Below are 25,390 nucleotides of genomic sequence, written 5' to 3'. Positions count from 1 at the left end.
CCGGCCGAGAGTGCGGATTTTTGTTGATGGACGTGGCGTCTCAGCGTGTGCTGGCGTCCGCTGCCAGAATCGTGTCGCGTGTGCTCAGTGCGGGATCGGACGCGGGAAAATCGGTGGTAAAATGAAGCCCCCTGCTCTCCTTCCGAAGCAGGGCGCAATCGACGATGAGCCGCGCGACGAGTGTGAGGTTGCGGAGTTCCACCAGCGCTTCCGATACCCTGTTCCGTTTGTAAAAACTCTCGACTTCTCCGTGGAGCATTTCTATACGACGCCTCGCGCGTTCGAGTCTAAGCGTCGAACGCACAATGCCGACAAAATCCCACATCAGGGATTGCAATTCCCGTCGATTATGCGAAATAAGAATCCATTCCTCTGTGTTGTAGGTGCCGCTGTCGTCCCACGGCAGGATCTCCGAGGGATCCGGCGCGCTGCGGGGTTCGGCGAGAGTGCTGCGTGCTGCGCGCTCTGCAAACACGAGCGCTTCGAGAAGCGAATTGCTCGCGAGCCGATTGGCGCCATGCAAACCGGTCATGCTTACTTCGCCGCAGGCGAGAAGTCCGTCGATCGATGTACGCGCGTCGATATCACACACGACGCCGCCGCACACGTAATGCGCCGCGGGGACAACAGGGATCCACTGTTTCGTGATATCGATGCCGAAGCGCGAGCATGTTTCGGTGATATGGGGAAAACGACTGGTGACGTCCTTGGGATCCAGATGTGTCATGTCGAGGTACACGCAATCGTCGCCACGGCGCTTCAACTCGGTGTCGATGGCGCGTGCCACTATGTCGCGCGGCGCCAGTTCCGCCCGCGTGTCGTATCTTTCCATAAAGCGCACGCCGTCGGCGGTACGGAGCATGGCTCCATGCCCGCGCACCGCTTCCGAAATGAGGAACGATCGGGCCGCGGGATGGTAGAGCGAGGTGGGATGGAATTGGATGAATTCCATGTTCGCCACCGTGGCTCCGGCCCGGTACGCCATGGCGATCCCGTCGCCCGTGGCGATGTCGGGATTGGTGGTGTGGAGATACACCTGTCCGCAGCCGCCGCTGCTCAGGACCGTTGTGCCTGCAAGGAAGGTGCGCACGACGCCGTGTTCCTTGTCCAGAACATACGCACCCCAGCAGGTGACACCACCATTCTGTGAGGAGTTGTCGCGCAGGTTGTGCTGCGTGATCAGCTCGACTGCAACGTGATCCTCGAGCACGGTGATACGCGGATGTTTCCGAGCCCGGGCTACGAGAGCCCGTTCGATTTCCTTGCCGGTCAAGTCCTTCGCATGGACGATACGGTTGCGTGAATGTCCGCCTTCCCTGCCGAGGTCCAGGTGTCCATCGCTTTCCGTGAATCGTACACCCATCTCCATGAGTTCGCGCACAAGAAGCGGACCGTCGCGTATGACGAGCTCCACGATCTCGCGACGGCACAGGCCGGCGCCTGCCGTCAGCGTGTCTTCGACGTGCAGATCAAAAGAGTCGCTGTCGGAGAACACGGAGGCGATGCCGCCCTGCGCGTAATTAGTGTTCGATTCGACGGTCTGTTTTTTTGTGACCAGGATCACGCGCCGGTGATCTGCGACGCGGAGCGCGTAAAAAAGGCCCGCGATCCCGCTGCCGATGACCAGCACATCGGATTGTGTCGTGGTCGTGGATGTGTGTTTCATGCGGCGTCCTCGAACGCAGCGGGGATGCACCCACGGAGCGTCTCGACTGCAACATCACATTGTTCGTCGCTGAGTATCAGCGGGGGCAGCAGCCGGATGACCCGTTCTCTCGTCACATTGATCAGTACGCCCTGCTCGAGACAGCGGCGCAGTACTGGATAGGCCGGAGCTGCGAGCTCTATGCCGATCATACATCCGCGACCGCGCACATCCACGATCATATGCGATGATTCCTGCGCAAACGCGCGCATCGCGTTCATGAATGTTTCACCGATGTGGAGCGCGCGCGCCATGAGCTTCTCATCGCGGATGACATCGAGCACCGCGAGTCCGGCCGCACATGCCACCGGATTTCCTCCGAAGGTGCTTCCATGCCCGCCGCGTCCGAACACTCCCGAGAGCTCCTCGCGTACGAGCAGTGCACCCAGAGGAAGGCCGCCACCGATTCCCTTTGCAAGCATGACCACGTCGGGGCGGAGGAGTCCCGGATCCGCGGCGAGGAACGTGCCCGTGCGTCCGACACCGGTCTGCACTTCATCTGCCACAATAAGGAAGCCGTATTTTTCGCGTAGTCGTGACAGGGCTTCTATGAAGGTTTCGCTCGCGGGGACTATCCCGCCCTCGCCCTGTATGGGTTCGAGAAAGACAGCCGCTGTGTCTGAATGCACTGAGCGTTCGAGTGCGGCTGTGTCGTTCCAAGGCAGATGGAGACAGCCATCGAGGAAGGGCTGATACCCCTCTCGGTACGGTGCGTGAGACATCAGGGAGAGCGGGCTCATGCTCCGGCCGTGGAACGCACCGGAAAATCCGATGAGGGTCGTTTTACTGCGCGTGCTTCCCCACTTCCGTGCCAGTTTCACCGCGGCTTCGGCCGCTTCGGTACCAGAATTACAGAAATAAACCGCTGGATATCCGGTAAGTTCCTTCAGCCGTTCCGCCAACAACACCTGTGGTTCCTGCGCGAAGTAATTCGACAGGTGTGCGTACAAACGCAACTGTTTTTCCGCCGCCGCCACCATGCGTGGATGTGCGTTCCCAAGCAGATTCACCGCGAGGCCGCCGAAAAGATCGAGGTACCTGTTCCCCGCGCGATCAAATATGTACGCCCCTTCGCCGTGCGTGATGTCGAGGGGAAGGCGCCCGTATGTTGGCATGATGGCGCGCGCGTCGCGCTCAGGCACCTGCATGTTTCCTCGCAATCGCCTCGAGTACGATGAGCGCCATGGTTGTTGCACCCCGCAACTCTTCCATCGTCCCATCGTTGTGCAGCACGATGTCTGCGCGGGCCGCCTTTTCTTCTGGAGCGAGTTGTCGCGCAAGGCGCGCCAGGACATCGTGCTCTGTGAATCTCCCAGCTTCCGCCGCTCGGCGCAGCACAGTCTCCTGCCGAGCCACCACGGCGATTACGGCGTCAAAATGGTTTTCGAGCCGCGCTTCATACACGAGTGCTGATTCCACGATGACAACGCCGCCAGCACGCGCGACGCCATGTGCGCGGCTTTCGATTTCGGCGATGGTTGGAGGATGGACGATACGGTTCAACTTCGAGGCGTGTGCGTCGTCGGCGAAGGCCACGCGCGCCAATGCCGTGCGGTCGAGACGGCCGGATGAATCAAACACGGCACCCCCGAACGCCTCGCGGATCTGCATGCGGACCGAGTCAGATCCGGCGATCACCTCGGCGGCAATGAGATCACTGTTCAGAACGGGATACCGCTCGGCAACCATGGCCGAGACGGTAGACTTCCCGCTGCCGAATCCGCCCGTTAAGGCGACAAGCAGATACGGGCGTTTCGGATATTTACGATCGGGCATACAAGGCGGAGCTTACTTCGCATAGGCGATGGATCGTTTCTCGCGGATTACCGTCACCTTGATTTGACCGGGGTACTCCATCTCCTGTTGGATTTTGTCGGCGATATCGTTCGCAAGCTGATCGGCCAGCGAATCGTCCACACGGTCGTGTTCCACCACCACGCGCACCTCGCGGCCCGCCTGTATCGCGTATGTTTTTGCGACACCTTCGAAACTCTTTGCCACGGTCTCGAGCTTCTCAAGGCGTTTCACATACCCCTCCAGCGATTCGCGTCTCGCGCCGGGACGGGCGCCGCTGATTGCATCGGCCGCCTGCACGAGCGCGGCAAAGGGGGTCTCCATCTCGATGTCTTCGTGATGGGAACCAATCGCATTGATGACCGCGGCGTGCTCGCGATATTTCTTCGCGATTTCCATGCCGAGCAAGGCGTGCGGACCCTCGATGTTCCTGTCGACACATTTGCCTATGTCATGCAGGAGGCCGCAACGAACCGCCATTTTGCTGTCGAGATCCAGCTCCGTCGCCATGATGCCGCAAAGCCAGGCCACCTCCACTGAGTGCTGCAGAAGATTCTGCCCGTAGCTCGAACGGAATTTCATCTTGCCGACATGGCGCTTTATTTCGGGGTGCGCAGAATGTATGCCGAGATCGAGCAGCGTGTTCTCGCCCACGCGGAAAACTTCCTCTTCGAGATCCTTTCGAACCTTCTCCACGACTTCTTCGATGCGCGCCGGATGGATGCGGCCGTCGGCCATCAACGTTTCCAGTGAAATGCGCGCAACCTCACGACGGAAGGGATCGAAGCCGGATAGGATGACCGCCTCGGGCGTGTCGTCGACGATGACATCGATTCCCGTGGCCGCCTCAAACGCGCGGATGTTCCGGCCTTCGCGGCCGATGATACGGCCCTTCATTTCCTCACTCTGAAGGTTGAGCACGCTGACGGTGGTTTCGACCGAGTGGTCGGAGGCGGTGCGCTGAATGGCCTGGATGATCACTCTGCGTGCTTCCTTCTTCGCGGTCGCCTTCATCTCGTCGCGCACTTCCTTGAGCTGCTGCGCGGCGGCCAGCTTGGCGTCGTTCAGAAGATTCTCGATGAGCTGTTTCTTGGCTTCCTCACGCGAAAGACCTGCTATGCGCTCAAGTCGTTCGGTCTGTTCGTCGATGATACGTGTCAATTGGGTCGCGCGCTCGGCGATTTCCGTCTCTTTCTGCTGGAGGCGAAGCTCCACCTGTTTTGCTGCACTTTCCTTCTTATTGATGAGGTCGAACCGGCTGTTAAGCGACTCTTCCTTGTTCTGGAGCTGCTTCTCGGAATTTTGCAGTTTGCTCCGCTGCCTGTTTGCCTCTTTTTCGAACTCCTGCTTTTTCCTGAACCATTCGTCCTTTACTTCAAGCAGTTTTTCCTTCTTCAGGTTGGCGATGTCCTTGTCGGCATCCTCCAGGATCTGCTTTGCACGCAGTTCCGCATCGGCGATTTTGTTTGTGCCGATACGCGCGTAGAGCATCCAGCCAATCCATAAAAACAGGGCTGCGACGGCCACGAGGACCGGCACGAGCCAGTATACTTCAACATTCATCGTGAACCTCCACGGAAATGAATGTGCCGCACTTCTCCGTCACAGAAAAGGAAGGTTTAAGAAAGAACCCCTTCGTGCACATTTGGGTAAATGCCTTATCATCGTTTGCTTCCACTGTCGAACCTTGCGGTCCAAGTCCGCCTCAGCGGACTGAGGCCTGCAATTGATGAAAAGAGTCAGATTCCCATCGTTAAAAAAATGTTGGTTCTTTTTAAACGAGTGTCTGCAACAGGATTGAAGTGCGGCACATACAATGAATGCGGCCGCGGTGGTCGAAGTTTACTCCTCCAGCGCTTCGTCAAGATACCGTGAGAGCGCGTGCACTTCCTGCTCCACTTCCTTCAGCGTCTGCATGGTGAAACGCTGCTCGTGAAACAGGGATTCGGAAACGTTCAATGCCGACAGTACAGCGAGCGTGGCGGGGGGTTGGTCCGGCAATTGGCCGTGTAATTCAGCCATCATCCGGTCGATGTGTTGTGCGGCTCGATAGGTGAGCTGCTCGTCGTCAACCCGGAGGGGATACTCCGTGCCGTATATCCGAACCCGAATGCTCTTCTGTTCCATGGTGACCGTCTGGGTGTAACTGCTTCGAAACGCAATTCAATCGCAATCAGAAACAAACGCTTTTCAAGATCAACGCAGATGGGCTTGCACCCTTTCGAGCAGTTCATTGATCTGCCGTTCGAGTGCCTCTCGTTCATCGGGGGAAAAATATAAAAGTCTGTCGCCAAGTTCAATGGTATTTTGAGATCCGTCTGATTTTCGTTCAGACGTGGCGACCGGACGTTCTTCGAGCCTTCGCACGAGTTCCTCGAGTTCGACGACGCGCGATTCAAGCTGTGCCTTCGATTCTTTCAAACTCCGGATCGTTTCCGCCGCTTTGGTGACTCTCTCGCGTATGGAGGCCATGGCGTTCTGAATGTTCTTCAGAACAATGTTCTCGGCGGCGTGCTGCAGATCGGCATCCATTGTGGCTGCTCCTGAATGATGGGCGGAAACTGGTTCAGGATCGAAGTTTTGCGGAGAAGGTCTTTTCAACAGCGGAAACTATGGCGTCCATCTCCGGGGCGATATCGGCATCAACGAGTGTCTTGCCTTCGGCCTGGAACTGAAGACTCAGAGCGAGACTCTTGTTGCCCTGCCCGAAACTCTCGTGAGTGAACACGTCGATCACTTCCGCATGTACCAGATGCGCAGTCGTGACCTCTTTAACCAGAACAAGGATGTCCGCAGCGCGTGTTTTTACGGGAAGAAGGAAGGCCAGATCACGTTTCACCGCAGGAAAGCGGCTCGGCGCCGCGTATTTCCTGTCTCGATACATGTGTGACCGAAGTGCCTCTGCTTCGAATTCCGCGTAAAAGACCGGACGCTCGATGGAGAACATCGAACGAAAGTTCTGAGGAACTTCCATCATACGTCCAATGATAGCACCGTTGAAATCAATCGGTAAAAAGGAATCCGTTAAAGACTCGCTTCTATCATAACAAATGTCATCACCAATGTCAATATGAATTCGAGCGAGGAACGAGGTGACGAGTCCTTTCATATCGAAGATATCAAAACCGCGCTGCTGCGTGTGCCAGCTCCTCGTGTTGGCGTCGCCGGTCAGGAGAATTCCGATCATGGTCTTTTCGTCGACACCGGCCAGCCCGCTCCCTCCCCCATCCTTCCGTACGTAGGTCGAACCGATTTCGAAAATGCGCATGCTCTCCGCGCCATTGCGCAGATTCAGATCCGCCGCCTCCAGGAGCGACGATAGGATTGTGGAGCGTAGAGCTGGTCTTTCCGTACTGACTGGATTGAGCACGTCGAGCGTCCGTTCCGGGCTGTGACCTATATGAGCAAAGTCACGCGGCACGAGACTGGAGGAGACTACCTCGTCCAAACCGAGTCCCAGCGCGGATGCGCGCATCATCGAAATGTGTTGGAAGTCGTCGTACTGCCTCGCGGTGGTAATTTCGATCTTTGAGGGCGAGGGAATGTTGTCGTAGCCGTGTATACGCGCGATCTCCTCGATCAGATCCACCTCACGATCGATGTCGGAGCGGAAACCAGGAACTGTCACCTCAAGTCTATTATCGACCGAGCGGATTTTATACTGCAAGGCGTTCAGAATTTCGCCAATCCGATCATCGGAAATGTCGATGCCGAGCAATGAACGAACACGTTCAGGTCGTAGAACAACGGATGGCCGCTCCTTAATGTGGGTGTAATTATCGTTGACTGCTATAAGTTTACCACCGGCCACTTCAAGCAGAATATCGATTGCTCTGCGAAGTGCGACCATGGTGCCGTCGGGATCGGTGGTCCGTTCAAAGCGGTAGCTGGATTCGGACGCCGCCGCGATTGCGCGAGCTGTTTTGCGAATGGATGAAGGGTGGAAATGTGCGCTTTCAAGCAGCACGTCCACAGTATTGTTGTTGATCTCTGAATTTTGTCCGCCCATGACTCCACCCAAAGCCACGGGTTTCTCCGCATCACAAATCAGAATGGCACCTTGACGCAGGGTGTGGGTCCTGCCGTCGAGCGTGGTGAAGTTCTCCCCTTCCACGGCGGAACGCACGCGAATTTCGGGTCCGGCCAGTGCCGATAGGTCGAACGCGTGCATCGGCTGGCCGAGTTCAAGCATGATAAAATTGGTCACGTCGACCACCGAATTGATGCTTCTCACTCCGGCTGCTTCAAGAAGACGTGCAAGCCAAGCGGGGGACGGCTTCACCGTCACACCGCGGATGATGGCGCCGGAATACCGGGGGCACAGTACCGGATCAGCAATGTGGATCGGCAGGGCCTCGGGGAAAAGTTGTGCCGAGGTTACCGGAGCGGGAATGCGCATGAGGCGCCCGAGCACAGCCGCCAAATCACGCGCGACGCCGATATGCGAGAGCGCATCCCCCCGGTTCGGTGTGATGCCGATCTCAAGCGAGACGTCGTTCTTTCCCAGGTATTCGGAGAAAGGTTGGCCGAGCTGGGCGGTGTCCGGGAGCACCATTATCCCGCTGTGATCGGCGTTCAGGCCTAGTTCCGACGAGGAACATATCATGCCCGAAGACTCCGCGCCACGTATCGTACGCTTCTCGATGCGGAAGCCGGCGGTGGATATCCATGCGCCGATGCGGGCGAAGGGAACCTTCTGTCCCGCGGCAACATTCGGGGCGCCGCAGATAACCTGCACCACCTCGATGCCATCGTCGACCGTACAGATCGACAGCTTGTCGGCCTTGGGATGTTTCTCGCAGGTCACCACACATCCGACGACTATTCCGTCGAACTGGCGGGCGTGATCTTCGATGGATTCGACTTCGAGTCCGGTGCCCGTGAGGAGCGCCGCGATCTGTTCGGGAGATTCCGGGAGGTCGATGTACCGGCGGAGCCAGGTGAGTGAGACTTTCATATCAGATGAACTGGCGGTTCACGCGTAAGTCGTTTTCGAAAAGAAGGCGAATATCGTCGATGCCGTAGCGGAGCATGGCGGTGCGCTCGACGCCCATGCCGAAGGCGTACCCCGTGTATTCCTCGGGATCGAGGCCGACGCTCCGGAACACATTAGGGTCAACCATGCCGCACCCGAGAATTTCGAGCCACCCGCTGTGTTTGCAGACGCGGCATCCCTCACCACCGCAGAGGTAGCAGGTAATGTCCATCTCGGCGCTCGGTTCCGTAAACGGGAAATAGCTCGGTCGGAAACGGTAGCGCAGGGCTTCGCCGTAAAACCGCTTCGCAAACGTTACCAGCGTCCCCTTCAGATCTGTGAACGTCACACCCTTGTCCACGTACAGCCCGTCCACCTGATGGAACTGCACATGGCTGCGGGCGCTGATGACTTCGTTGCGGAACACACGGCCGGGCATGATGATTCTGATCGGCGGTTTTTCATTCTCCATCACGCGCACCTGGACCGGCGTTGTGTGCGTGCGCAGGAGCAGATCGTCACCGAGAAAGAAGGTATCCTGCATGTCGCGCGCGGGATGGTCCGGCGCGAAATTGAGCGCCTCGAAGTTGTACCAGTCGCTCTCGATTTCCGGACCCGCCGCGACGCTGAATCCCATGCCCGCAAAGATGCGGGTGATGTCGTCGATCGTGCGTGTCACAATATGCTGGTGACCGACGGGCACCGTGCGACCGGGCAGCGTAACATCCACGGCGTCGGCTGCATGCGTGTCACCGCCCTCGAACCGTTCCGCGGCCGCGGCATGAAGCGATTCCGCCTCCGTGCGCAGTTCATTGAGCAAACGGCCTGCTTCGCGGCGCTCCTCCTGCGGGATCGATTTTAGTGTATCAAAAAGCGCCGCGATCCTTCCCTTGCGTCCGAGGTACTCGATGCGGAAATCTTCCGCGTCACGCGCGACGGCAAGGTGTGTCGCAGACGTTCGCATTTCCGCGCGCAGCGCGTCGATGGACTCCTTCACAGCGATATTCCTTGATTGGAAAGTCTGGAATGAACATAAAAACGGGCAGTGCGCCCGCAGGCACACTGCCCGGCGGAAGGGTACCTTACTTTGTCGCGAAAGCGACGATGTCGGCGAAGGCCTTGGCGTCGTTCACCGCGAGATCGGCGAGGATCTTGCGGTTGATGTCGATGTTCTTCTGACTCAGCCCGTGAATGAGCTGCGAGTACGTCACGCCGTGCGAGCGGGAGGCCGCGTTGATACGCGCGATCCACAACTGACGGAACGAGCGTTTCTTCGCGCGACGGTCACGATAGGCGTACTGGAGGCCTTTCTCGACCGTGTGTTTCGCGACGGTGTAAACCTTGCTGCGCCCCTGGAAATATCCTTTCGCGCGCGAAAGCAGTTTTTTGCGGCGCGCGCGGGAGGCGACTTTGTTTTTTGAACGTGGCATGGGGGAATCCTGTAGAATTAATTCGCGAGAATGATCGTCTTGATTCTCTTTTCCTGCGTCGAATCAACGAGCGTGGCTTTGCGGAGACTCCGTTTGCGCTTCGTGGATTTGCTCGTCAGGATGTGGCTGCGGTAGGCCTTCTCGCGTTTCAGCCGGCCGGAGGCCGTGACACTGAACCGCTTCTTCGCTCCTGATTTGCCCTTGTACTTCGGCATGATGCGTCCTCGTGGTGTTGTATCGGAAATGAACGTGTTCGCTATTCGTCTGCCGTATCGTCGGATTTCCCGGTCACGGCTTTGATTTTTTTCTTGTCCGGCGCAAAGATCGCGATCAGCGAGCGCCCTTCCATCAGCGGTTCGCGCTCAACAAGCGCGATGTCTTCGAGCTGCTCACGAAAACGGCGGATCAGTTCGACGCCGAATTCCTGATGCGCCATCTGCCGGCCGCGGAAAACCACCGAGGCCTTCACCTTGTTGCCGTCGAGCAGAAATTGACGCGCGTGTCGGAGCTTGAAGTCGAAATCGTGTGTGTCGATGTTCGGATGAAAGCGGACCTCCTTGACCAGGATGACCTGCTGTTTCTTTCGGAGCAGTTTGTCTTTTTTCTGCTGCTCGTACTTGAACTTTCCGAAGTCCATAATCTTACATACGGGCGGTTGCGCCTGGGGAGCGATCTCGACAAGATCGAGTTCCTGCTCCTCGGCCATACGCAGGGCCTTGTCGGTCTGGAGGATGCCGAGCTGGCTTCCGTCAGACGCAATGACACGGATTTCACGCGCGTTGATGTCGCCGTTGATCCGCGTGCGAGGCTGTTTGTTGTCGTTGTTCGTGGGACCTCCCGCCATGTTACTGTCTGCCCTGCTTTTCTTCCTTGATGCCCGCGATGAATTGATCGAGCGGCATGGCACCCTGGTCTCCGTCCTTGTGCTTGCGCACGGAAACGGAGCGGCCTGCCTGCTCTTTCTCCCCTATCACAAGCATGTAGGGGATTTTATGCATTTCCCAGTCGCGGATTTTATATCCGACTTTTTCACTGCGCAGATCGAGCTCGGAACGGAACCCGGCTTCCTGCAGCGCGGCCTGCACCTCACCCGCATACTCGGCGAAGCTGTCGCTGATAGGCAGGACGGCGAGCTGCACGGGCGCGAGCCAGAGTGGAAATGCCCCGGCGTAATGTTCGACCAGCACGCCGATGAAACGCTCGAGTGAACCCATGATGGCGCGGTGAATCATCACAGGGCGCTTGCGCTCGTTGTTCTCGTCGATGTACTCGAGTTTGAAACGCTCCGGCATCTGAAAATCGAGCTGTATCGTCGCGAGCTGCCACGAACGCCGCAAGGCGTCCTTGATGCTGATATCGATCTTGGGTCCGTAAAAGGCACCGTCGCCGGCATGTAACTGGTACGCTATATCATTTGCTGCGAGAGCGTCCGCGAGTCCTTTCTCCGCGGTATCCCACAGCTCCGCGTCACCCATCGCGTTTTCGGGACGAGTGGAGAGCGCGTAGGTCGGTTCGAAGTGGAAGATGCGGTAGAACGCGTCCACGAGGCGAAGCAGCGCGGTGATTTCGTCGAGTATCTGATCCGGACGCACAAACAGATGCGCGTCGTCCATATGGAACTGGCGCACACGGAACATGCCGTTTAGTACGCCTGAAAGTTCGTTGCGATGATTGCGCCCGATCTCGGAATAACGAAGCGGCAGGTCGCGATAACTGCGCACCTTGTGCCGGTACACCAGCGTGCTCTCGGGACAGTTCATGGGCTTGAGACTGAACGTCTCGTTCTCCGCTTCCACCAGGAACATGTTTTCCTGATAGTGTTCCCAATGGCCGGACTGTTCCCACAAATCCTTCTTCACCATGATCGGTGTCAGGATTTCCTGATACCCTGCGGCGTCGAGAAGTTCGCGGATCAGTTTCTCCAGCTCACGGAACACGATCATGCCGCGCGGAAGCCAGAACGGCGCACCCGGCGCGATATCGTGGAAAGTAAACAGCTCCAGTTCACGGCCGAGTTTCCGATGATCGCGCTTTTTGGCCTCTTCGAGAAGGCGAAGGTATTCCTCGAGATCCTTCTTCTTCGGGAAGGAGATGCCGTATACGCGCTGCATCTGCTTGTTCTTCGCGTCGCCCTTCCAATAGGAACCGGAGACGTGCAGCAGCTTGACGTAGCGGATTTTGCCCGCCGATGGAAGATGCGGACCGCGACACAAATCCGTGAAAGCACCCTCGGTGTACGTGCTGATCGTTTCGGTGGACTCGTCGAGGCCGCCGATGATCTCCAGCTTGTACTGATCACCCTTTTCCGTGAAGAAGGCGAGCGCGTCCTGTTTCGACAGCTCCTGACGGGTGAACGCCTGATTTTCCTTCGACAGCTCTTCCATACGTTTCTCGATCAGGACAAGATCGTCCTGCGTGAGAACATGGTCGACGTCGATGTCGTAATAAAAGCCCTGCTCGATAGCGGGACCGACGCCGAACTTCGCGCCGGGCCACAGCGATTCAACAGCATGCGCCATAAGGTGGCTCGTGCTGTGCCAATACACTTCCTTCCCTTCCACATCCTCGAAGGTCAGTATGCGCAGCGTGCCATCAGCCTCGATGGGGCGATGCAGCTCACGCACTGCGCCGTCGAACATGACGGCGAGCGCATCATCGGCGAGCCGCGGACTGATGCCCTTCGCGATTTCGAAACCGGAGATACCGGCAGCGTATTCGCGTGTGTCGCCGTTGGGAAAGGTTATGCGGATGGTTTGCTTTTCGCTCATATGGTGTTGAAAGTTGTAAATGAAAAAATCGGAATGGATCCGATTTTTTCCTCTTTCGAGAGTGGGTTCTACAGGAGTCGAACCTGTGACCTCTACCATGTCAAGGTAGCGCTCTAACCAACTGAGCTAAGAACCCGACAAATCTTGACAAATATAAGTCCTGTCTTTGAATTACACAAGCAGGTTCAACTTTTTCTTTGAGTGACCGCGCACTTTTTCACGCATGAACAAGCCGGGCCATTTCTTCCACCGCGCGCGGGAGGCCGACGAAGAGCGCGCGTGCCAGGATGGCGTGCCCGATGCTGACTTCGTCGATTTCAAGCACACCCGCGATTGCACGCGCATTGGTGTACGAAATTCCGTGCCCCGCGTTGACTCCGAGACCGAGCGTTTTGGCGTACGCCGCAGCGCCGCGGATTTTCTGCAACTGCATTTCCTGTTCCTCAACGCTGCGCGCATTCGCGAATTCACCGGTGTGGATCTCGATGATGTCGGCGCCGGCTTCCGCCGCCGCCTCGATTTGTGCGTCGAGCGGGTCGATGAAAAGACTCACCTCGATATCGTGCTCGTGCAGCCGCGCGATTGCCGTCGCCACTTCCACAGCGTTGCTCACAACATCGAGACCGCCCTCTGTCGTCAGTTCCTGCCTTCTTTCCGGCACAAAGGTCGCCAAATCCGGCAGCGTTTCGATGCAGATGCCGATGATCTCGTCGGTGATCGCCATCTCGAGATCCAGCTTGGTTTTGACGGTCTCACGCAACAGCCGAAGGTCGCGGTCGTTGATATGGCGGCGGTCCTCCCGCAGATGACAGACAATCCCCTCCGCGCCGTGGAGTTCGCAGATATGTGCAGCGGTGACGGGGTCCGGTTCAAGGCCGCCGCGCGCTTCGCGCAAAGTGGCCACATGATCGATATTGACGCAGAGTCGCATGAGAGGTGTGCTGGTGTGTCTTCGTGCCCCGTGGGTCGTGTGATGAGGTCACATCCCGCGATTCATTCAGGCGGAGCATCACAATATACGACATATCACGATCCGCTCACAATGTGCAGCAGCGCATCGAGGCCGATGCCCGACGCGCCGGTCCGGAAGCGCAGCGTCGCGAAGAGGTCGATAGTCAGCATCACGAGCCAATGCGTAAGCACGCAGTACCAGAACGAGCGCGTGCGGATGGCGAGGGCGCCGAGCGCTATGCCCGCGACAATGGCGCCGAAAGTTTCTGGCATCGGCTTCCCGTTGTGCAATATCACGAACGGGATCATCTGCGCCAGGATTGCGACGGCAGCACCCGTGTGTTTCTCGAGACCAAAAAGCATGTAGCCGCGCCACACAAATTCCCAGCCCGTGAAATACAGGAAAAAGGCGGCCTCGTAGATGAGGAAGAGGGTCCAATCCCCTTTCACCAATTGTGCGTGAGGATACATCGCCTGAAAGTCGGGTGCATCACTCACGATCCACAGCACGGGCAGCATCACCGCGTAAAACACGGCGGTGATTTTCAACCCGAAACGCCAGTCGCCGAAACCGAGCCCGAACGTCGCGAATCGCCTGCGATGCACAAGAAGTACGATAAAGAGCGGCGCAACGAAGTAGATGGTGAATTCGCTCGCAAACCAGTACAGGTACTCATACAACTGATACAGCGGATCCGACGAAAAGTCCTGGCCCCACGTCTGATAGAAGAAGCGCTTGCTGCCGTAGTAGTATGAGACCACACTCAGCACCGCCACGGCGATAAATGTCACCGACACATCCCGCGGCACGGCTCGTGCGGCAGCGAAGAATTCCGTTAGTGCTGCGCGGATGCTTCCCGAACGCTGCTCAGCACGGTGGGGTCCGCGCGGGGCTCCGGAGCGCTGCTGCGGCGCGGGCATCGATCAGAACGCCGCGGAGAGACTCACGCGGTGCAACGATCCGATCTGTCCGAACGACGTGTAGCCGTAGTCGAAGAAGTACTGCGACACGGTGATTCCCACGCCAGCGGAGAAGCCCGCGAGTTTGGCTGTCTCCCCGACTTTCAATTCCCTGCGCATCTCGTTGTTGTATCCGACGCGCGCACGAAGCGCCTTGCTCAGGACAAACTCGCCGCCGATCGAAAAGTCGGACAGATGATCAAACACGCCGTCGCGCTGCTCGTTGAGTTTGTGAAAGTTGAGCATGATGGTGAGAGGCAGATGCTCCAATTTTTTGCCGATGCCCACCTTCACGTCGAGCGGGAGTGCCTCGCTCGTTGTTCCGTACGAGCTGAGCTGCGCACCAAGATTCAGCACACTGAATCCGATGACCAATTCCTGGCCCGGGATCACATAGTCCACACCCGCGTCGAGGGCAAGGCCGCTCGAGGAAAATTCGGCGTACGAGGAGTAGATGATTTTTACGGCGGCGCCGACATGGACGTTATCGAAGGCGCGCCCGTATCCAAGACTGAGTGCGATGTCCGATGCCGAAAATTCCCCCAGCACCGTGCCGAGTTTGTCGGTCTCTTCGAAGCTCCCGTAATTCATGTACACAATACCCGCGGCGAAGTGGCCGAGATCCTCGTACGACTGTGTGTAGGTGGCGTACCCCGCGTTGATGTCGAGGAGGTACTTGACAAACCCTATCGAACCCGCGGGTTTTTCGATGGTACTGAGTCCGCCGGGATTCGTAAATAGGATGGCGGGATCATTACGCATCGTGAGGAAGGTGTTCCCCAGGGACGCCGCGCGCGCGTTCATCGGCACGCGGAGAAAATCGTACACGGCGGTACCGCCGCCTCCGCCGGCCGACGATGACGGACCAGACAGAGCAAATACGAGAAGCAGGATACAGGCGGTTGAGAGTGTGCGGGTCATGCTGATCACGTGTGTGGGCGGAGAAGTACGAAGTTAGGTGCTTGTGTGCCGATGCGCAAGGGATATCGCAATGGGGAACGCCTCAGTGAATGGAATACAGGCGCGCGCGCGCGTCTTCGTATTCACGAAGCAGCCGCTCCATCGCCTCTCGCGCGGTCGGGATGTCGTGTATCAGACCGGCGCTCTGCCCCGCTTCAAATTCGCCTTCCTCCACGTCGCCCTCAAAAATACCGGCGCGTTCACGTTTGCTGCCAAGCAGCGCCCGCAGCTCCTCGTGTCCGGCGCCTCTGCGCTCTGCTTCCAAGGCGCGTGCAGCGAAAGGTGTTTTTATCAGACGAACAGGGGCGAGAGAGCGCAGCGCAAGCACCGTTCCCGCGTCGCCGCTCTCCACAACGAGACGCTTGTACGTTTCATGTGCCGACGATTCCACGGTTGCGGCGAAGCGCGTACCGATCTGGACGGCATCCGCGCCAAGTGCCATGGCGGCGAGCATTCCCCTGCCGTCCGCGATGCCGCCCGCTGCAAGCACGGGGATGGAAACAGCGTCGACAACCTGCGGCACCAGGCACAGCGTTGTGCTTTCGTCCATGCCGTTATGTCCGCCCGCCTCGAATCCCTCGGCCACGATCGCGTCGCATCCGGCCTGCTCGGCCTTGACCGCCTGCTTGACCGACGAGACGACGTGCACCACGATACACCCCGCTTCCTTCAGCCGGCCGATGAACTTCCCCGGATGGCCGGCGGAGGTGAACACGATCCGGAGCCCGCCGTTGATGCTCGTCTCTACCAGTTCCGCCGCGTCTCCGCGCAGAAGCGGAATGTTCACTCCAAGCGGCGCCGTTGTCGCGGACAGGGCTTTCCGGATATGTTCCTCCAGAAGGTCCGGTTTCATGGATCCGGCGCCGATGAGACCGAGCCCGCCGGCATCTGAGATGGCTGTGGCCAGACGCCATCCGGAGACCCAGACCATGCCGGCCTGGATCACCGGATGACGAATGCCCGCAATTGCTGTGAAACGGCTCATCCGCTTATTCGGAGTAATCGAATTGCAGTATGCTGATGCCGCCGTTGTTCGGATTCGAACCCTGCGATTTGAAGTTGAGCAGCGCGAGAGTCTTTGCGTTGAAAGTGATCTTGCTGTAATTGAGAGACACGTTCGTCGCATTCATGAACGCGTCGTAGCTGTTCACGCCATACGTGTTCAGTGCGGCTGCGGGTGCGGAGCCCGCGCCGTCGGTCTTGTCGGCACCGACGTCGAACACGAACATGTGCACGGTGTTTGAACCCTGCGCCGAGACACCCGCGGCGGGCGCGGTCTGTGTGGTGGCCAGTTCCACCTTCTTGTAATCGTAGTAGTCCGGCGGCGTGGCGCCATCGTACGACTCGAGCGTGAGCCGGTCGCGGTTGTTGTAGATTGCGCGGTACGGGCTGAACACCCATGCGAGAGCATGCGTGCTCCCGAGCGTGAATCCCTGCACGATGGCCTGCACATACGCGCTGCCTCCCGTTTTCGGAAGCACACGCAGGCGTTCGTTCTGCGAATTTGCCCGCCATGACTGCCTGAAAATGTGCATGTCGTGATAACCGGACGCGCCGACGGAGATCTCGATGTCGAAGTACGGATTGACGGTGTCAGTCAGCGCGACATACCCCTGCGCATCGGAGGTCGCGACCCGGGGGACGCCCGTAACCTGCCGTTCGGCGGTGCCCTTCTTGATGCGGCGGAACACAACGGTCGCGCCGGACACGGGCGTATTGTCAAAGGCGGTGATGACGCGGAAACGCAAAGTGTACGCCTGCAGATTCATTGATGCGGGCAACGATTTCACTGTGGGATCGGCCCCGGTGCAGAAGGTGTAGACAGCGGAAAACACGTCGTTCGACGCGAGGAGCTGCTGATGATCGGCGCCCGCGATGGTGCGGTTGTCCGCGCCCTGCAGTGTGCCCTTGGCCGCGTCACCGGCCTGCGTCGCGTCCTTGCCGTCGCTGCGAAGTGTGAGGTATTTGCACGGTGACGGGGTGAGACTGCCGTTGAGTGTCTGCGACGCGTCGAACTGCCCGCCGAGGAAAATCACATGCGCCGCAACGTCGGTGCCGCCGTGTTTTACGAGCCACTGCTGCACTGCCTGCGCGCCGATGCCGTGTGCAACGATGTCGATGCGGTCGCTTCCCGTCTGTGCCTTGACTGACGCGGCAAACGCTTTAAACTGATCTGTCATCTTTGCCACATCTGCCTGCGTGCCACTGATACATCCCTCGAAATCGAACTGATGCAGTTGATTCTGCGCGTAGCCGTTCAGCGCAAAGAGCTGCGCCATCGGTGTGAACGCATCGGCCGCCTCGAGGAAGCCGTGGACAAAGACGGTGGGACGCATCTTCTCGGTGACAGTGTTGTTCGACGGCGGAGTGGTCGGAGTATCGTCCTTCGAACATCCGGCTGCGAGCGCGAGGAGCGCGACGGCTGCAAAAAGCGGCATGCGGAGCATGCGGAGCGCGTGTGTCATTGGTTCTCCAGATAATTGTCGCGCGCGCGTTCGAGGGCCACGACGGCCACGACCTGCGCGCGCGTATGCGAGAGGGACAGATGGATCTGATACTGGCTTACTTCGGCCGCAAGAGTGCCGTGCACATGAATCGAGGGTTTGCCCGACTCGTCGTTGCGGACCTCGACATCCTTCCATCGGAATTGCCCGCGCCATCCCGTGCCCAGCGACTTGGCGAAGGCCTCCTTGGCAGCAAAACGGGCGGCGTAGTGCTGCGCGGGATGGAACTTGGATTCGCAATATAGGATCTCCGAATCCGAAAATATTTTCGTGGCGAAGGCCCGGCCCCAGCGCGCAAGCATCTCCTCGATGCGCGCGACGTCCTCCATGTCGATGCCCAGCCCCGCGATCGAACTCATGTGACGCCGTTGAGACCGGTGATGATATCGATGAGTTCGCGTATGTCGCGCAATTCGTGGTCGGCCCTCGTGTCGCCCGTGCCGAATGTGTCGCCGTAGCGGGCGAAAGCGGAGCGCATACCGACGTTGCTTGCGCCCAGTATGTCGCGGTCCTCCCAGTCGCCCACCATGATCGCCTCCTCGGGTTGCACGTCGAGCAGCGAGAGGATGCGTCGGAAAGGCGCGGCGTCCGGTTTTCGTACGCCGGTGTCCTCGAAGGTTACCACCGCGTCGAATATATGGTGCAGCGACAGCGAGCACAGGCGCAGCCAGGCCTCGAGCTGCGGCGCATCGGAAACGACGCCCAGACGAAGGCCCAAGCGCGCGAGCGTGAAGAGCGTGTAATGCACGTGCGGATACGGCACCAGAGTGGCCTCACGCGCGCGGCGGTAGGCGATGATGCCGGCGGCGAGAATTTTAGGATCGACACCGCCGATGAGCTGTTCGAGCAGGCGGTTGAACACCTGCTGATACTCGATCCCCTTCTCCTTGTAAATCGCCGTGATGGTTCGGTCGACCTCCTCCTGCGCGAACGGCAGTCCCGCATCGATCATGCCTCGTATGCCCGCCTCGACGGCGTTGCGTTTCATCAGCATAAAATCGACAAGCGTGTTGTCGAGATCGAACACCACGGCCTTGATCATGCCTGCGCCACCTTGCTCCACTCGTCCTCGACGTAGGAGCGCACCGCGGGCTTCATGAACACGGCGTCCACGCCGATCTCGCGCAGGGCGTGCGCGATGGTCGAAAGTTTTCTGTCAATGTGAAATCGTTTGTTGACAACCAACAGGCGCTGTTCCTTCAGAATGCAGGCGCCGCCCGAAAAATCACCGCGTTCGAAGCGCACGGTGTATCCGACATGGGCGCAGACATCCCGCAGTTCCTGCAACATCGCCTCTTTATCAAGTGCAGCCACGTACATCCTCGTATTGTGAACAAAGAAACGGTGTGCCGCGCAGACCTACACCCGCGCGCGCTCCTCCACCTGCGGTTTCTTCCGCAAAGGCTGAAAGATAAGTACCGCCACGGCGGTAAAATAGCAGAACATCGCCATCACAGGCAGGCCGCCGAGCGCACCGATGCGGTGCGAGAGCGTTTCACGCAGCATCGCGCTGTGCTGTTCGTACACGGGAAGGCCCTGCACGTCGAGTATGTCGAGGGTCTGCATCCACAGCAGAATATACTTCACGTCGAGATAGCCGGTGAACACTTCCACAGGGACGAACAGGAAGAACAGCAGCGAGGCCATGAGCAGCCAGGGGTGTTCCTTGAACGGCAATGGAATGATGCGCACAACCGCGATGGCCGACACCAGCACCACGAAGTACGCGATCAGCACGGTGATCGACGCGGCGTAGATGAGCTGGAACAGGATGCGTTCCATGTCGAGCGATATCGCCGGATCGTACTCGAGCGTACCCGAAAGGAAGAATTCGTTTGCGATCAGCGCACGCATGCTCAGCCCGCCGAGCCAGAAGATCGTGGCGATGGCGAGGAGGAAAAGCCAGAAGCGGAGCGCGGGGGAGAAGGTGTGGGAGTCGGACATGCGGATGCGGGATGATGTCACAGTATGTAGCGGCTGAGATCCTTGTCGCGCGAGAGCGACATGAGCCGCTCCTCGACCATCGCGCCGTCGATAAACACGGGGCGGCCGTCAAAATCGTCGGGGACGCGAAACAGCAGATCGTCAAGCAGCGAACTGAGGATGGTGTGAAGTCGTCGCGCGCCGATATTCTCGACGTTCTCGTTCACCTCGGTGGCGATCCGCGCGACGGCGGCGATGGCTTCGTCGGAAAAAGTGATATCGACTCCTTCTGTCGCCAGAAGCGCGCGATACTGTTTGAGCAGCGCGTTTTCGGGAAGCGTCAGGATCTGAATAAAATCGTCGACGGTCAGACTCTGCAACTCGACGCGTATCGGAAATCGGCCCTGCAGTTCCGGAATGAGGTCGGACGGTTTCGAAACGTGAAAGGCGCCGGAGGCGATAAACAGGACATGGTCGGTCTTCACCGGACCATGTTTAGTGTTCACCGTGGTGCCTTCCACGATGGGCAGCAGATCGCGCTGCACCCCTTCGCGCGACACGTCGATGCCCGCCGCCTTGTTCGAGGATCCGGCGACCTTGTCGATCTCATCAAGAAACACAATTCCGGATGTCTGCACACGCTCGAGGGCAATCCGTGTGACCTGTTCCGGATCGATCAATTTCTGGGCCTCGTCCTGTTTAAGCAGTATACGGGCCTCGCGCACGGGAATCTTTTTGGTCTTGTTCTTCTTCGGCATCATGTTGCCGAGCAGATTCTGGAAATCTATCCCCATGTCGTCCATACCCATGGGACCAAACACCTGCATCATCGGTGCGCTGCTGACGGTGACGTCCACTTCCACCATTCGTTCATCCAGATTGCCCGCACGTAATTGGCCGCGCAGTTTCTCACGGGTTTCGGAATGCATTTCATCGGTGGCCGGAGGAGCCGATGTTTCGCGAGGCCTGTAGGGGAAGAGAATTTCGAGCAGGCGTTCCTCCGCCAGAACTTCGGCTTTGGCGTCCACTTCACGCGCCATCTCGGCTCGTACCTGATTCATCGAAATTTCGACCAGATCGCGTATGATCGATTCGACATCGCGGCCCACGTACCCGACCTCGGTGTACTTGGTGGCTTCAACCTTGACAAACGGGGCTCCGGCGAGTTTTGCCAGTCGCCGGGCAATTTCTGTTTTTCCAACCCCCGTCGGGCCGATGAGGATGATGTTGTTCGGCATGATCTCATCGCGGAGTGACACGTCCACATTCTGCCGACGCCACCTGTTGCGGAGGGCTATTGCGACCGAGCGTTTTGCGTCGCGCTGCCCGATGATGTACTTGTCGAGTTCCGCGACGATACGGCCGGGGGTGAGTGATGCTTCAAGCTGTTGACGGTATTCTTCGTTCATACAAGGGGTTGCAGTTCTTCCACGAGAATCTGGGTATTGGTATAGATACAAATTTCCGCGGCGGCTCCGAGAGCGTCGCGGACGATGTGGCCAGCCGCCAGCGTGGTGTGCCGAACGAGCATCCGCGCGGCGGCAAGCGCATAGGGTCCGCCCGAGCCGATGGCGATGATGCCGTCGTCGGGTTCTATCACATCACCCGTGCCGGAGATGATGTACGCCTTCTCCCGATTCAGCACGGCAAGCAGAGCTTCGAGCCGACGCAGGTACTTGTCGCCACGCCACTCGCGGGCGAGTTCCACCGCCGCGCGCTCGAAGTTTCCGCGGTATTGCTCGAGCTTCTCCTCGAATTTTTCCGACAGCGTGAGAGCGTCGGCGGCCGAGCCGGCAAAACCCGTGAGGACCTGGCCGTGATACATAGTGCGGATCTTCCGCGCGTTGTGCTTCATGACCGTCTGGCCCACGGTCACCTGCCCGTCGGCACCGATCACCGCGTGTCCATCACGAATGAGTCCCACGACAGTCGTGGATCGAATGAGGCGTTCTGGCTGCGTGCCCATGGGATACCGATTTCCTGTTTACAATTTCACGCGGAGGCGCGACACGGGGATGCCCAGCGCCTCGCGGTACTTTGCCACCGTGCGACGGGCGATGTCGAAGCCGCGTTCACGAAGGATTTGCATTATGGCCTCGTCGCTGAGGGGTTTCTTTTCCTCTTCCGCCGCGATGATGTCACGGATGATGCTCTTCACCTCGGTGTTCGAGACTTCTCCGCCCGTGGCCGTCGGAATTCCCTCGCTGAAGAAACGGCGCAGTTCGAAGACACCCCATTCCGTCTGCGCGTATTTGCCGTTCACCACGCGGGAAATTGTTGAGATGTCCATGCCGATCACGTCGGCAATGTCGCGGTAGATCAGGGGCTTCAGGAAGCCCGGACCCTGCTCGAACCAGTCGCGCTGCTTCTCGACGATGGTCTGCATCACGCCGAGCATGGTCTGCCGCCTTTGATTGATGGACTGTATGAACCACTTCGCGGACTCCATCTTCTGGCGCAGAAACTGCCGCGCCTCGGGATTGATGCCGCTGCGGCGGTTCGAGAGCATTTCGCGATACGCGCGGCTCACACGCAGCGGAGGCACGCCACGGTCGTTGAGTGTGATGACAAAATCGTCCTTCTCGCGCACGATGAAAAAATCGGGAATGACGTAATTCAGCGTCGTGGTGATGTTGCCTTCGCCGGGCTTCGGATTGAGATGTGTGATAAAATCGAAGGCCTTGCGGAGGAGCTTGTCGTCGATATGCAGTTCCTGCTTGATCTTCTCGAAGTGTTTCTTGACGAGATGATCGTAGCAATCGCGCAGGATGAGCTGTGCGTAGATGCGCGCCGTGCTGTGCTCGGTCGACACCTCGGCCTGCACGAGCAGGCATTCCCGAAGATTCCGCGCTCCAATACCGGCGGGATCCAGGCGCTGGATTTTGCCGAGCACAAACTCGGCTTCCTCCCGCGTGATGGCAAGCGCGTGTTCGTGATTCACGTCCAGCACCAGATCTTCAAGATCCCGGTGCAAGTAGCCGTCTTCATCGATGTTCCCGAGAATTTCCTCCGCAAGATGGGTCAGGCGCGCGTCGAGGTCCAGCATGTGCACCTGGTCGGTGAGCTGTTCGATCATGCTCACCGAGGCGGGTGTCGGTATCTCGCGATCGTCCTCCTCGTCGTACCAGTTCCTCGTTGTCGGTCCTTCGTTATCGTCGAGAAATTCCTCCCACGAATATTCGTCATCCTTCGACGCAAACTCGTCACGCTCGTCGAAGTTTTCGATCTTCTCAATTTCGGATGCTTCCGTCTGTTTTTCGGCGGCGGCTTCCGCCGTCACGGGTGCTTCGGCGGCGATGTCCGTGTCCAGTTTCACATCCTCGAGTTCCATGTCCATGGAATCGTCCTGGACTTCCTCCTGATCCATTCCCTCTTCGAGTAGCGGATTCAATTCGAGTTCGTCCTTGATGCGCTGTTCGAGCGCGAGGACGGGCAATTGGAGGATTTTCAGATACTGCACCTGTGCGGGTGTCAGTTTCTGCTGGAGGCGCTGGGTTTGTGTGAGATGGAGCATGGCAAATCCTAGCGAGGCAGTGATGTGCGCGCAGCTTCTTCGCGCAACGCATCGGAAAATGGCTGCCCGAAAGCGCGGGCAAGCGCGGGAGCGAGGAAATCGGCAAGTCGTGTATCACTCTTCTCCCCATTGGCGAGCGCCGGAGTACATTCTGAAAACTCCTCGAAGCGCAAAGCCGTGACAGTATCCTGCGCACGGCTGACGCGGATCGGAAAGAGATGGCAGGATATGGGTTTCATCCAGCCGAAGGCGCCACGTTCATAGGCGCGCTGTATGCTGCAGACCGCGATGTCGCCCTCATACACCACAAACACGCAGGCGCGGCGGTCCACGCAGCGGATATGCAGCGTCTTCCCGTGCCGCTCCACAAGTCCGTCGCGATCGATCACCGCAACATGCGTTTCCGGCAACACGCTCCGCACCACGGCAAGCGCCTCATGAAGCCGCGGCACCTCTTCCTCCAGAATGGGTGCACCGTAGCCGCCGGGGAACGTACAGCAGGCCCCCTTGCATGCGCTCAGATCACAGGCGAAGCGCGTCTGTAAAATGCGTGATTCGATGCTATTTATGCTGTTTTTTTGCATACGGACGTGATGTACGGGCACGGTCAACATAGGCAATTGACGAGGAATGCGCAAGATGGTGAAGCATTTTGGTGCAATAATTGCATGTAGGGAAATCGGATGTTTGAGGGAACCCGTGGAACGGCTCGCGCGTATAACAGGCGGGAGGATTTTCTATGACAGAAGTACACGACTTTCTACGCCTCACGATGCTTCCGAAGATCGGTCCGACACGCGGACGGGCACTCGCAGTACGTTTCGATACGTGGGGTGATCTATGCCGCGCCAGTCTGCGCGATTTGATGCAGGTGCCCGGGATACACCTGGGTCTGGCACGGACGCTGCTCGAAACCGTCCGGTCCCGACAGGCGCGCGATCAGATTGAGGCGGGTGTATTGCGAAGCATTACACTCGCGGCCCAGAAAAACGCCCGTCTGATCACACCAGCGGATGCGGCATTTCCGGAACCGCTGAAGCACCTCTATGACGCTCCCCTTTTCCTGTTCATGCAGGGAGAATTCCGTCAATGTGACGGACGTTCGGCAGCCATTGTCGGCACACGCGCGCCGACGGAATACGGACGCCGCGTCGCGGAACAACTGGGCCGCGAATTTGCCGACGCCGGAGTAACCACTGCCAGCGGATTGGCGATAGGCATCGATACAGCGGCGCATCAGGCGACTCTCGCACAGGGCGGTCGCACAATCGCGGTGCTCGGCAGCGGACTGGCCAACCTCTACCCGCCGTCGAACCGCCTGCTTGCGGAACGTATCGCGGATAATGGATGTCTCCTGTCTGAATTTTTGATGGATGCCGCGCCCGACGCGCCGAATTTCCCGCGACGGAACCGCATCATCAGCGGCGTAACGCTAGCAACCATCGTTGTGGAAAGCGGCGCCAAGGGCGGAGCCATCATCACCGCGCGGATGGCGTTCGATCAGAATCGCGATGTGTTCGCCGTCCCGGGAAGCGTGTACAGTCCGGCGTCGATCGGAACCAACCTGCTTCTGCGTCGCGGAAACGCGCGTGTATGCACGCGCGCGCAGGATGTCTTTGACGAGGTGCCCCTGCTCGCGGGAAGAATCCGGAAGCAACGAATCCCCGCAATTCAGCTCACACTCACCGAGCAATCCATCGTGGGAGCACTGTCGGACAGTCCGGTACACATCGACGATATCGCCATTCAAACAGGGCTCGGCCCCGCGGAACTTCTGGTGCAGATGTTGGCACTCGAATTCAAAGGCATCGTCCGTCAGCACCCGGGAAAACACTTCACACGGGAATGATGGAATGCGGCAATTCAGGACATTTTATTACCTTTTCCGCTTCACGGGTATTTCCCA

The 25,390-nt window shown here is 58.5% G+C and carries 26 protein-coding genes and 1 tRNA gene; 1 reads left to right on the top strand and 26 read right to left on the bottom strand.

What is annotated here, in order from left to right; all coding sequences use genetic code 11:
- Window positions 1-40: 40 nt before the first annotated feature.
- From nadB to HY962_13505, 26 genes are all read right to left on the bottom strand, one after another.
- Window positions 41-1,666, bottom strand: coding sequence for an L-aspartate oxidase (gene nadB, locus HY962_13630; GenBank protein ID MBI5647965.1), 1,626 nt, complete (start codon window positions 1,664-1,666; stop codon window positions 41-43).
- Entirely contained in the window at window positions 1,663-2,853 is a 1,191-nt protein-coding gene (locus tag HY962_13625) for an acetylornithine transaminase (GenBank protein MBI5647964.1), read from the bottom strand. Before HY962_13625 ends, nadB begins: the two co-directional genes overlap by 4 nt.
- Entirely contained in the window at window positions 2,840-3,481 is a 642-nt protein-coding gene (locus HY962_13620) for a dephospho-CoA kinase (protein ID MBI5647963.1), read from the bottom strand. Before HY962_13620 ends, HY962_13625 begins: the two co-directional genes overlap by 14 nt.
- 12 nt (window positions 3,482-3,493) lie before the next feature.
- Entirely contained in the window at window positions 3,494-5,062 is a 1,569-nt protein-coding gene (gene rny / locus HY962_13615; GenBank protein MBI5647962.1) for a ribonuclease Y, read from the bottom strand.
- A 279-nt stretch (window positions 5,063-5,341) separates the two neighbouring features.
- Entirely contained in the window at window positions 5,342-5,626 is a 285-nt protein-coding gene (locus HY962_13610) for a cell division protein ZapA (GenBank protein ID MBI5647961.1), read from the bottom strand.
- A gap of 69 nt (window positions 5,627-5,695) precedes the next feature.
- Complete coding sequence (locus HY962_13605; protein ID MBI5647960.1) at window positions 5,696-6,031, bottom strand: hypothetical protein; 336 nt, start codon at window positions 6,029-6,031, stop codon at window positions 5,696-5,698.
- A gap of 34 nt (window positions 6,032-6,065) precedes the next feature.
- Window positions 6,066-8,456 (bottom strand): phenylalanine--tRNA ligase subunit beta, encoded by a 2,391-nt coding sequence (locus HY962_13600; GenBank protein ID MBI5647959.1) that lies wholly within the window; start codon window positions 8,454-8,456, stop codon window positions 6,066-6,068.
- 1 nt (window position 8,457) lies between these two features.
- The gene (gene pheS, locus HY962_13595; protein MBI5647958.1) at window positions 8,458-9,471 is read right to left on the bottom strand and encodes a phenylalanine--tRNA ligase subunit alpha; all 1,014 of its coding nucleotides are present in this window, start codon (window positions 9,469-9,471) and stop codon (window positions 8,458-8,460) included.
- An 85-nt stretch (window positions 9,472-9,556) separates the two neighbouring features.
- Entirely contained in the window at window positions 9,557-9,904 is a 348-nt protein-coding gene (rplT, locus tag HY962_13590) for a 50S ribosomal protein L20 (GenBank protein ID MBI5647957.1), read from the bottom strand.
- Window positions 9,905-9,921: 17 nt separating this feature from the next.
- Entirely contained in the window at window positions 9,922-10,119 is a 198-nt protein-coding gene (gene rpmI, locus HY962_13585; GenBank protein MBI5647956.1) for a 50S ribosomal protein L35, read from the bottom strand.
- A gap of 41 nt (window positions 10,120-10,160) precedes the next feature.
- The gene (locus tag HY962_13580; GenBank protein ID MBI5647955.1) at window positions 10,161-10,748 is read right to left on the bottom strand and encodes a translation initiation factor IF-3; all 588 of its coding nucleotides are present in this window, start codon (window positions 10,746-10,748) and stop codon (window positions 10,161-10,163) included.
- Window position 10,749: 1 nt separating this feature from the next.
- Window positions 10,750-12,672: a threonine--tRNA ligase gene (thrS, locus tag HY962_13575; protein ID MBI5647954.1), complete on the bottom strand. Its 1,923-nt coding sequence runs from the start codon at window positions 12,670-12,672 to the stop codon at window positions 10,750-10,752.
- 62 nt (window positions 12,673-12,734) lie between these two features.
- Window positions 12,735-12,808 (bottom strand) — tRNA-Val (locus tag HY962_13570).
- An 81-nt stretch (window positions 12,809-12,889) separates the two neighbouring features.
- Window positions 12,890-13,603, bottom strand: coding sequence for a pyridoxine 5'-phosphate synthase (locus tag HY962_13565; GenBank protein ID MBI5647953.1), 714 nt, complete (start codon window positions 13,601-13,603; stop codon window positions 12,890-12,892).
- 95 nt (window positions 13,604-13,698) lie between these two features.
- Window positions 13,699-14,415, bottom strand: coding sequence for a CPBP family intramembrane metalloprotease (locus tag HY962_13560; protein ID MBI5647952.1), 717 nt, complete (start codon window positions 14,413-14,415; stop codon window positions 13,699-13,701).
- A gap of 132 nt (window positions 14,416-14,547) precedes the next feature.
- Entirely contained in the window at window positions 14,548-15,504 is a 957-nt protein-coding gene (gene porQ, locus HY962_13555) for a type IX secretion system protein PorQ (protein MBI5647951.1), read from the bottom strand.
- 82 nt (window positions 15,505-15,586) lie between these two features.
- Entirely contained in the window at window positions 15,587-16,528 is a 942-nt protein-coding gene (locus HY962_13550) for a nitronate monooxygenase (GenBank protein ID MBI5647950.1), read from the bottom strand.
- Window positions 16,529-16,532: 4 nt separating this feature from the next.
- Entirely contained in the window at window positions 16,533-18,008 is a 1,476-nt protein-coding gene (locus tag HY962_13545) for a hypothetical protein (GenBank protein MBI5647949.1), read from the bottom strand.
- The gene (acpS, locus tag HY962_13540) at window positions 18,005-18,406 is read right to left on the bottom strand and encodes a holo-ACP synthase (protein ID MBI5647948.1); all 402 of its coding nucleotides are present in this window, start codon (window positions 18,404-18,406) and stop codon (window positions 18,005-18,007) included. The genes HY962_13545 and acpS overlap by 4 nt, the downstream gene beginning before the upstream one ends.
- Complete coding sequence (locus HY962_13535; protein MBI5647947.1) at window positions 18,403-19,110, bottom strand: HAD-IA family hydrolase; 708 nt, start codon at window positions 19,108-19,110, stop codon at window positions 18,403-18,405. The genes acpS and HY962_13535 overlap by 4 nt, the downstream gene beginning before the upstream one ends.
- Window positions 19,086-19,361: a hypothetical protein gene (locus HY962_13530; protein ID MBI5647946.1), complete on the bottom strand. Its 276-nt coding sequence runs from the start codon at window positions 19,359-19,361 to the stop codon at window positions 19,086-19,088. The genes HY962_13535 and HY962_13530 overlap by 25 nt, the downstream gene beginning before the upstream one ends.
- Window positions 19,362-19,406: 45 nt before the next feature.
- A complete protein-coding gene (locus HY962_13525; GenBank protein ID MBI5647945.1) occupies window positions 19,407-19,991 on the bottom strand; it encodes a hypothetical protein in 585 nt (194 codons plus the stop codon).
- A 17-nt stretch (window positions 19,992-20,008) separates the two neighbouring features.
- The gene (gene hslU, locus HY962_13520; protein ID MBI5647944.1) at window positions 20,009-21,379 is read right to left on the bottom strand and encodes an ATP-dependent protease ATPase subunit HslU; all 1,371 of its coding nucleotides are present in this window, start codon (window positions 21,377-21,379) and stop codon (window positions 20,009-20,011) included.
- Entirely contained in the window at window positions 21,376-21,936 is a 561-nt protein-coding gene (hslV, locus tag HY962_13515; GenBank protein ID MBI5647943.1) for an ATP-dependent protease subunit HslV, read from the bottom strand. The genes hslU and hslV overlap by 4 nt, the downstream gene beginning before the upstream one ends.
- A gap of 18 nt (window positions 21,937-21,954) precedes the next feature.
- On the bottom strand, window positions 21,955-23,484 hold the full coding sequence (rpoN, locus tag HY962_13510) for an RNA polymerase factor sigma-54 (GenBank protein ID MBI5647942.1): 1,530 nt from the start codon (window positions 23,482-23,484) through the stop codon (window positions 21,955-21,957).
- 8 nt (window positions 23,485-23,492) lie between these two features.
- Window positions 23,493-24,068, bottom strand: coding sequence for a DUF3109 family protein (locus HY962_13505; protein MBI5647941.1), 576 nt, complete (start codon window positions 24,066-24,068; stop codon window positions 23,493-23,495).
- Window positions 24,069-24,223: 155 nt separating this feature from the next.
- Here HY962_13505 and dprA point away from each other — a divergent pair, with 155 nt between their 5' ends.
- Window positions 24,224-25,333: a DNA-protecting protein DprA gene (gene dprA / locus HY962_13500; GenBank protein ID MBI5647940.1), complete on the top strand. Its 1,110-nt coding sequence runs from the start codon at window positions 24,224-24,226 to the stop codon at window positions 25,331-25,333.
- The last annotated feature ends 57 nt before the right edge of the window (window positions 25,334-25,390 follow it).

It is taken from the genome of Ignavibacteriota bacterium (genome assembly GCA_016218045.1).
Taxonomy (GTDB): Bacteria; Bacteroidota; Ignavibacteria; order SZUA-365; family SZUA-365; genus JACRFB01.
Note: the sequence above shows the minus strand (reverse complement) of the source record. Positions and strands in the feature narration are given on the sequence as shown.

Excerpts from the sequence above, each read along its gene's own strand:
- nadB (MBI5647965.1), bottom strand. The coding sequence starts at position 1,666 with ATGAAACACACATCCACGACCACGACACAATCCGATGTGCTGGTCATC.
- HY962_13625 (MBI5647964.1), bottom strand. The coding sequence starts at position 2,853 with ATGCAGGTGCCTGAGCGCGACGCGCGCGCCATCATGCCAACATACGGG.
- HY962_13620 (MBI5647963.1), bottom strand. The coding sequence starts at position 3,481 with ATGCCCGATCGTAAATATCCGAAACGCCCGTATCTGCTTGTCGCCTTA.
- rny (MBI5647962.1), bottom strand. The coding sequence starts at position 5,062 with ATGAATGTTGAAGTATACTGGCTCGTGCCGGTCCTCGTGGCCGTCGCA.
- HY962_13610 (MBI5647961.1), bottom strand. The coding sequence starts at position 5,626 with ATGGAACAGAAGAGCATTCGGGTTCGGATATACGGCACGGAGTATCCC.
- HY962_13605 (MBI5647960.1), bottom strand. The coding sequence starts at position 6,031 with ATGGATGCCGATCTGCAGCACGCCGCCGAGAACATTGTTCTGAAGAAC.
- HY962_13600 (MBI5647959.1), bottom strand. The coding sequence starts at position 8,456 with ATGAAAGTCTCACTCACCTGGCTCCGCCGGTACATCGACCTCCCGGAA.
- rplT (MBI5647957.1), bottom strand. The coding sequence starts at position 9,904 with ATGCCACGTTCAAAAAACAAAGTCGCCTCCCGCGCGCGCCGCAAAAAA.
- rpmI (MBI5647956.1), bottom strand. The coding sequence starts at position 10,119 with ATGCCGAAGTACAAGGGCAAATCAGGAGCGAAGAAGCGGTTCAGTGTC.
- HY962_13580 (MBI5647955.1), bottom strand. The coding sequence starts at position 10,748 with ATGGCGGGAGGTCCCACGAACAACGACAACAAACAGCCTCGCACGCGG.
- thrS (MBI5647954.1), bottom strand. The coding sequence starts at position 12,672 with ATGAGCGAAAAGCAAACCATCCGCATAACCTTTCCCAACGGCGACACA.
- HY962_13565 (MBI5647953.1), bottom strand. The coding sequence starts at position 13,603 with ATGCGACTCTGCGTCAATATCGATCATGTGGCCACTTTGCGCGAAGCG.
- porQ (MBI5647951.1), bottom strand. The coding sequence starts at position 15,504 with ATGACCCGCACACTCTCAACCGCCTGTATCCTGCTTCTCGTATTTGCT.
- HY962_13550 (MBI5647950.1), bottom strand. The coding sequence starts at position 16,528 with ATGAGCCGTTTCACAGCAATTGCGGGCATTCGTCATCCGGTGATCCAG.
- HY962_13545 (MBI5647949.1), bottom strand. The coding sequence starts at position 18,008 with ATGACACACGCGCTCCGCATGCTCCGCATGCCGCTTTTTGCAGCCGTC.
- acpS (MBI5647948.1), bottom strand. The coding sequence starts at position 18,406 with ATGAGTTCGATCGCGGGGCTGGGCATCGACATGGAGGACGTCGCGCGC.
- HY962_13525 (MBI5647945.1), bottom strand. The coding sequence starts at position 19,991 with ATGTCCGACTCCCACACCTTCTCCCCCGCGCTCCGCTTCTGGCTTTTC.
- hslU (MBI5647944.1), bottom strand. The coding sequence starts at position 21,379 with ATGAACGAAGAATACCGTCAACAGCTTGAAGCATCACTCACCCCCGGC.
- hslV (MBI5647943.1), bottom strand. The coding sequence starts at position 21,936 with ATGGGCACGCAGCCAGAACGCCTCATTCGATCCACGACTGTCGTGGGA.
- rpoN (MBI5647942.1), bottom strand. The coding sequence starts at position 23,484 with ATGCTCCATCTCACACAAACCCAGCGCCTCCAGCAGAAACTGACACCC.
- HY962_13505 (MBI5647941.1), bottom strand. The coding sequence starts at position 24,068 with ATGCAAAAAAACAGCATAAATAGCATCGAATCACGCATTTTACAGACG.
- dprA (MBI5647940.1), top strand. The coding sequence starts at position 24,224 with ATGACAGAAGTACACGACTTTCTACGCCTCACGATGCTTCCGAAGATC.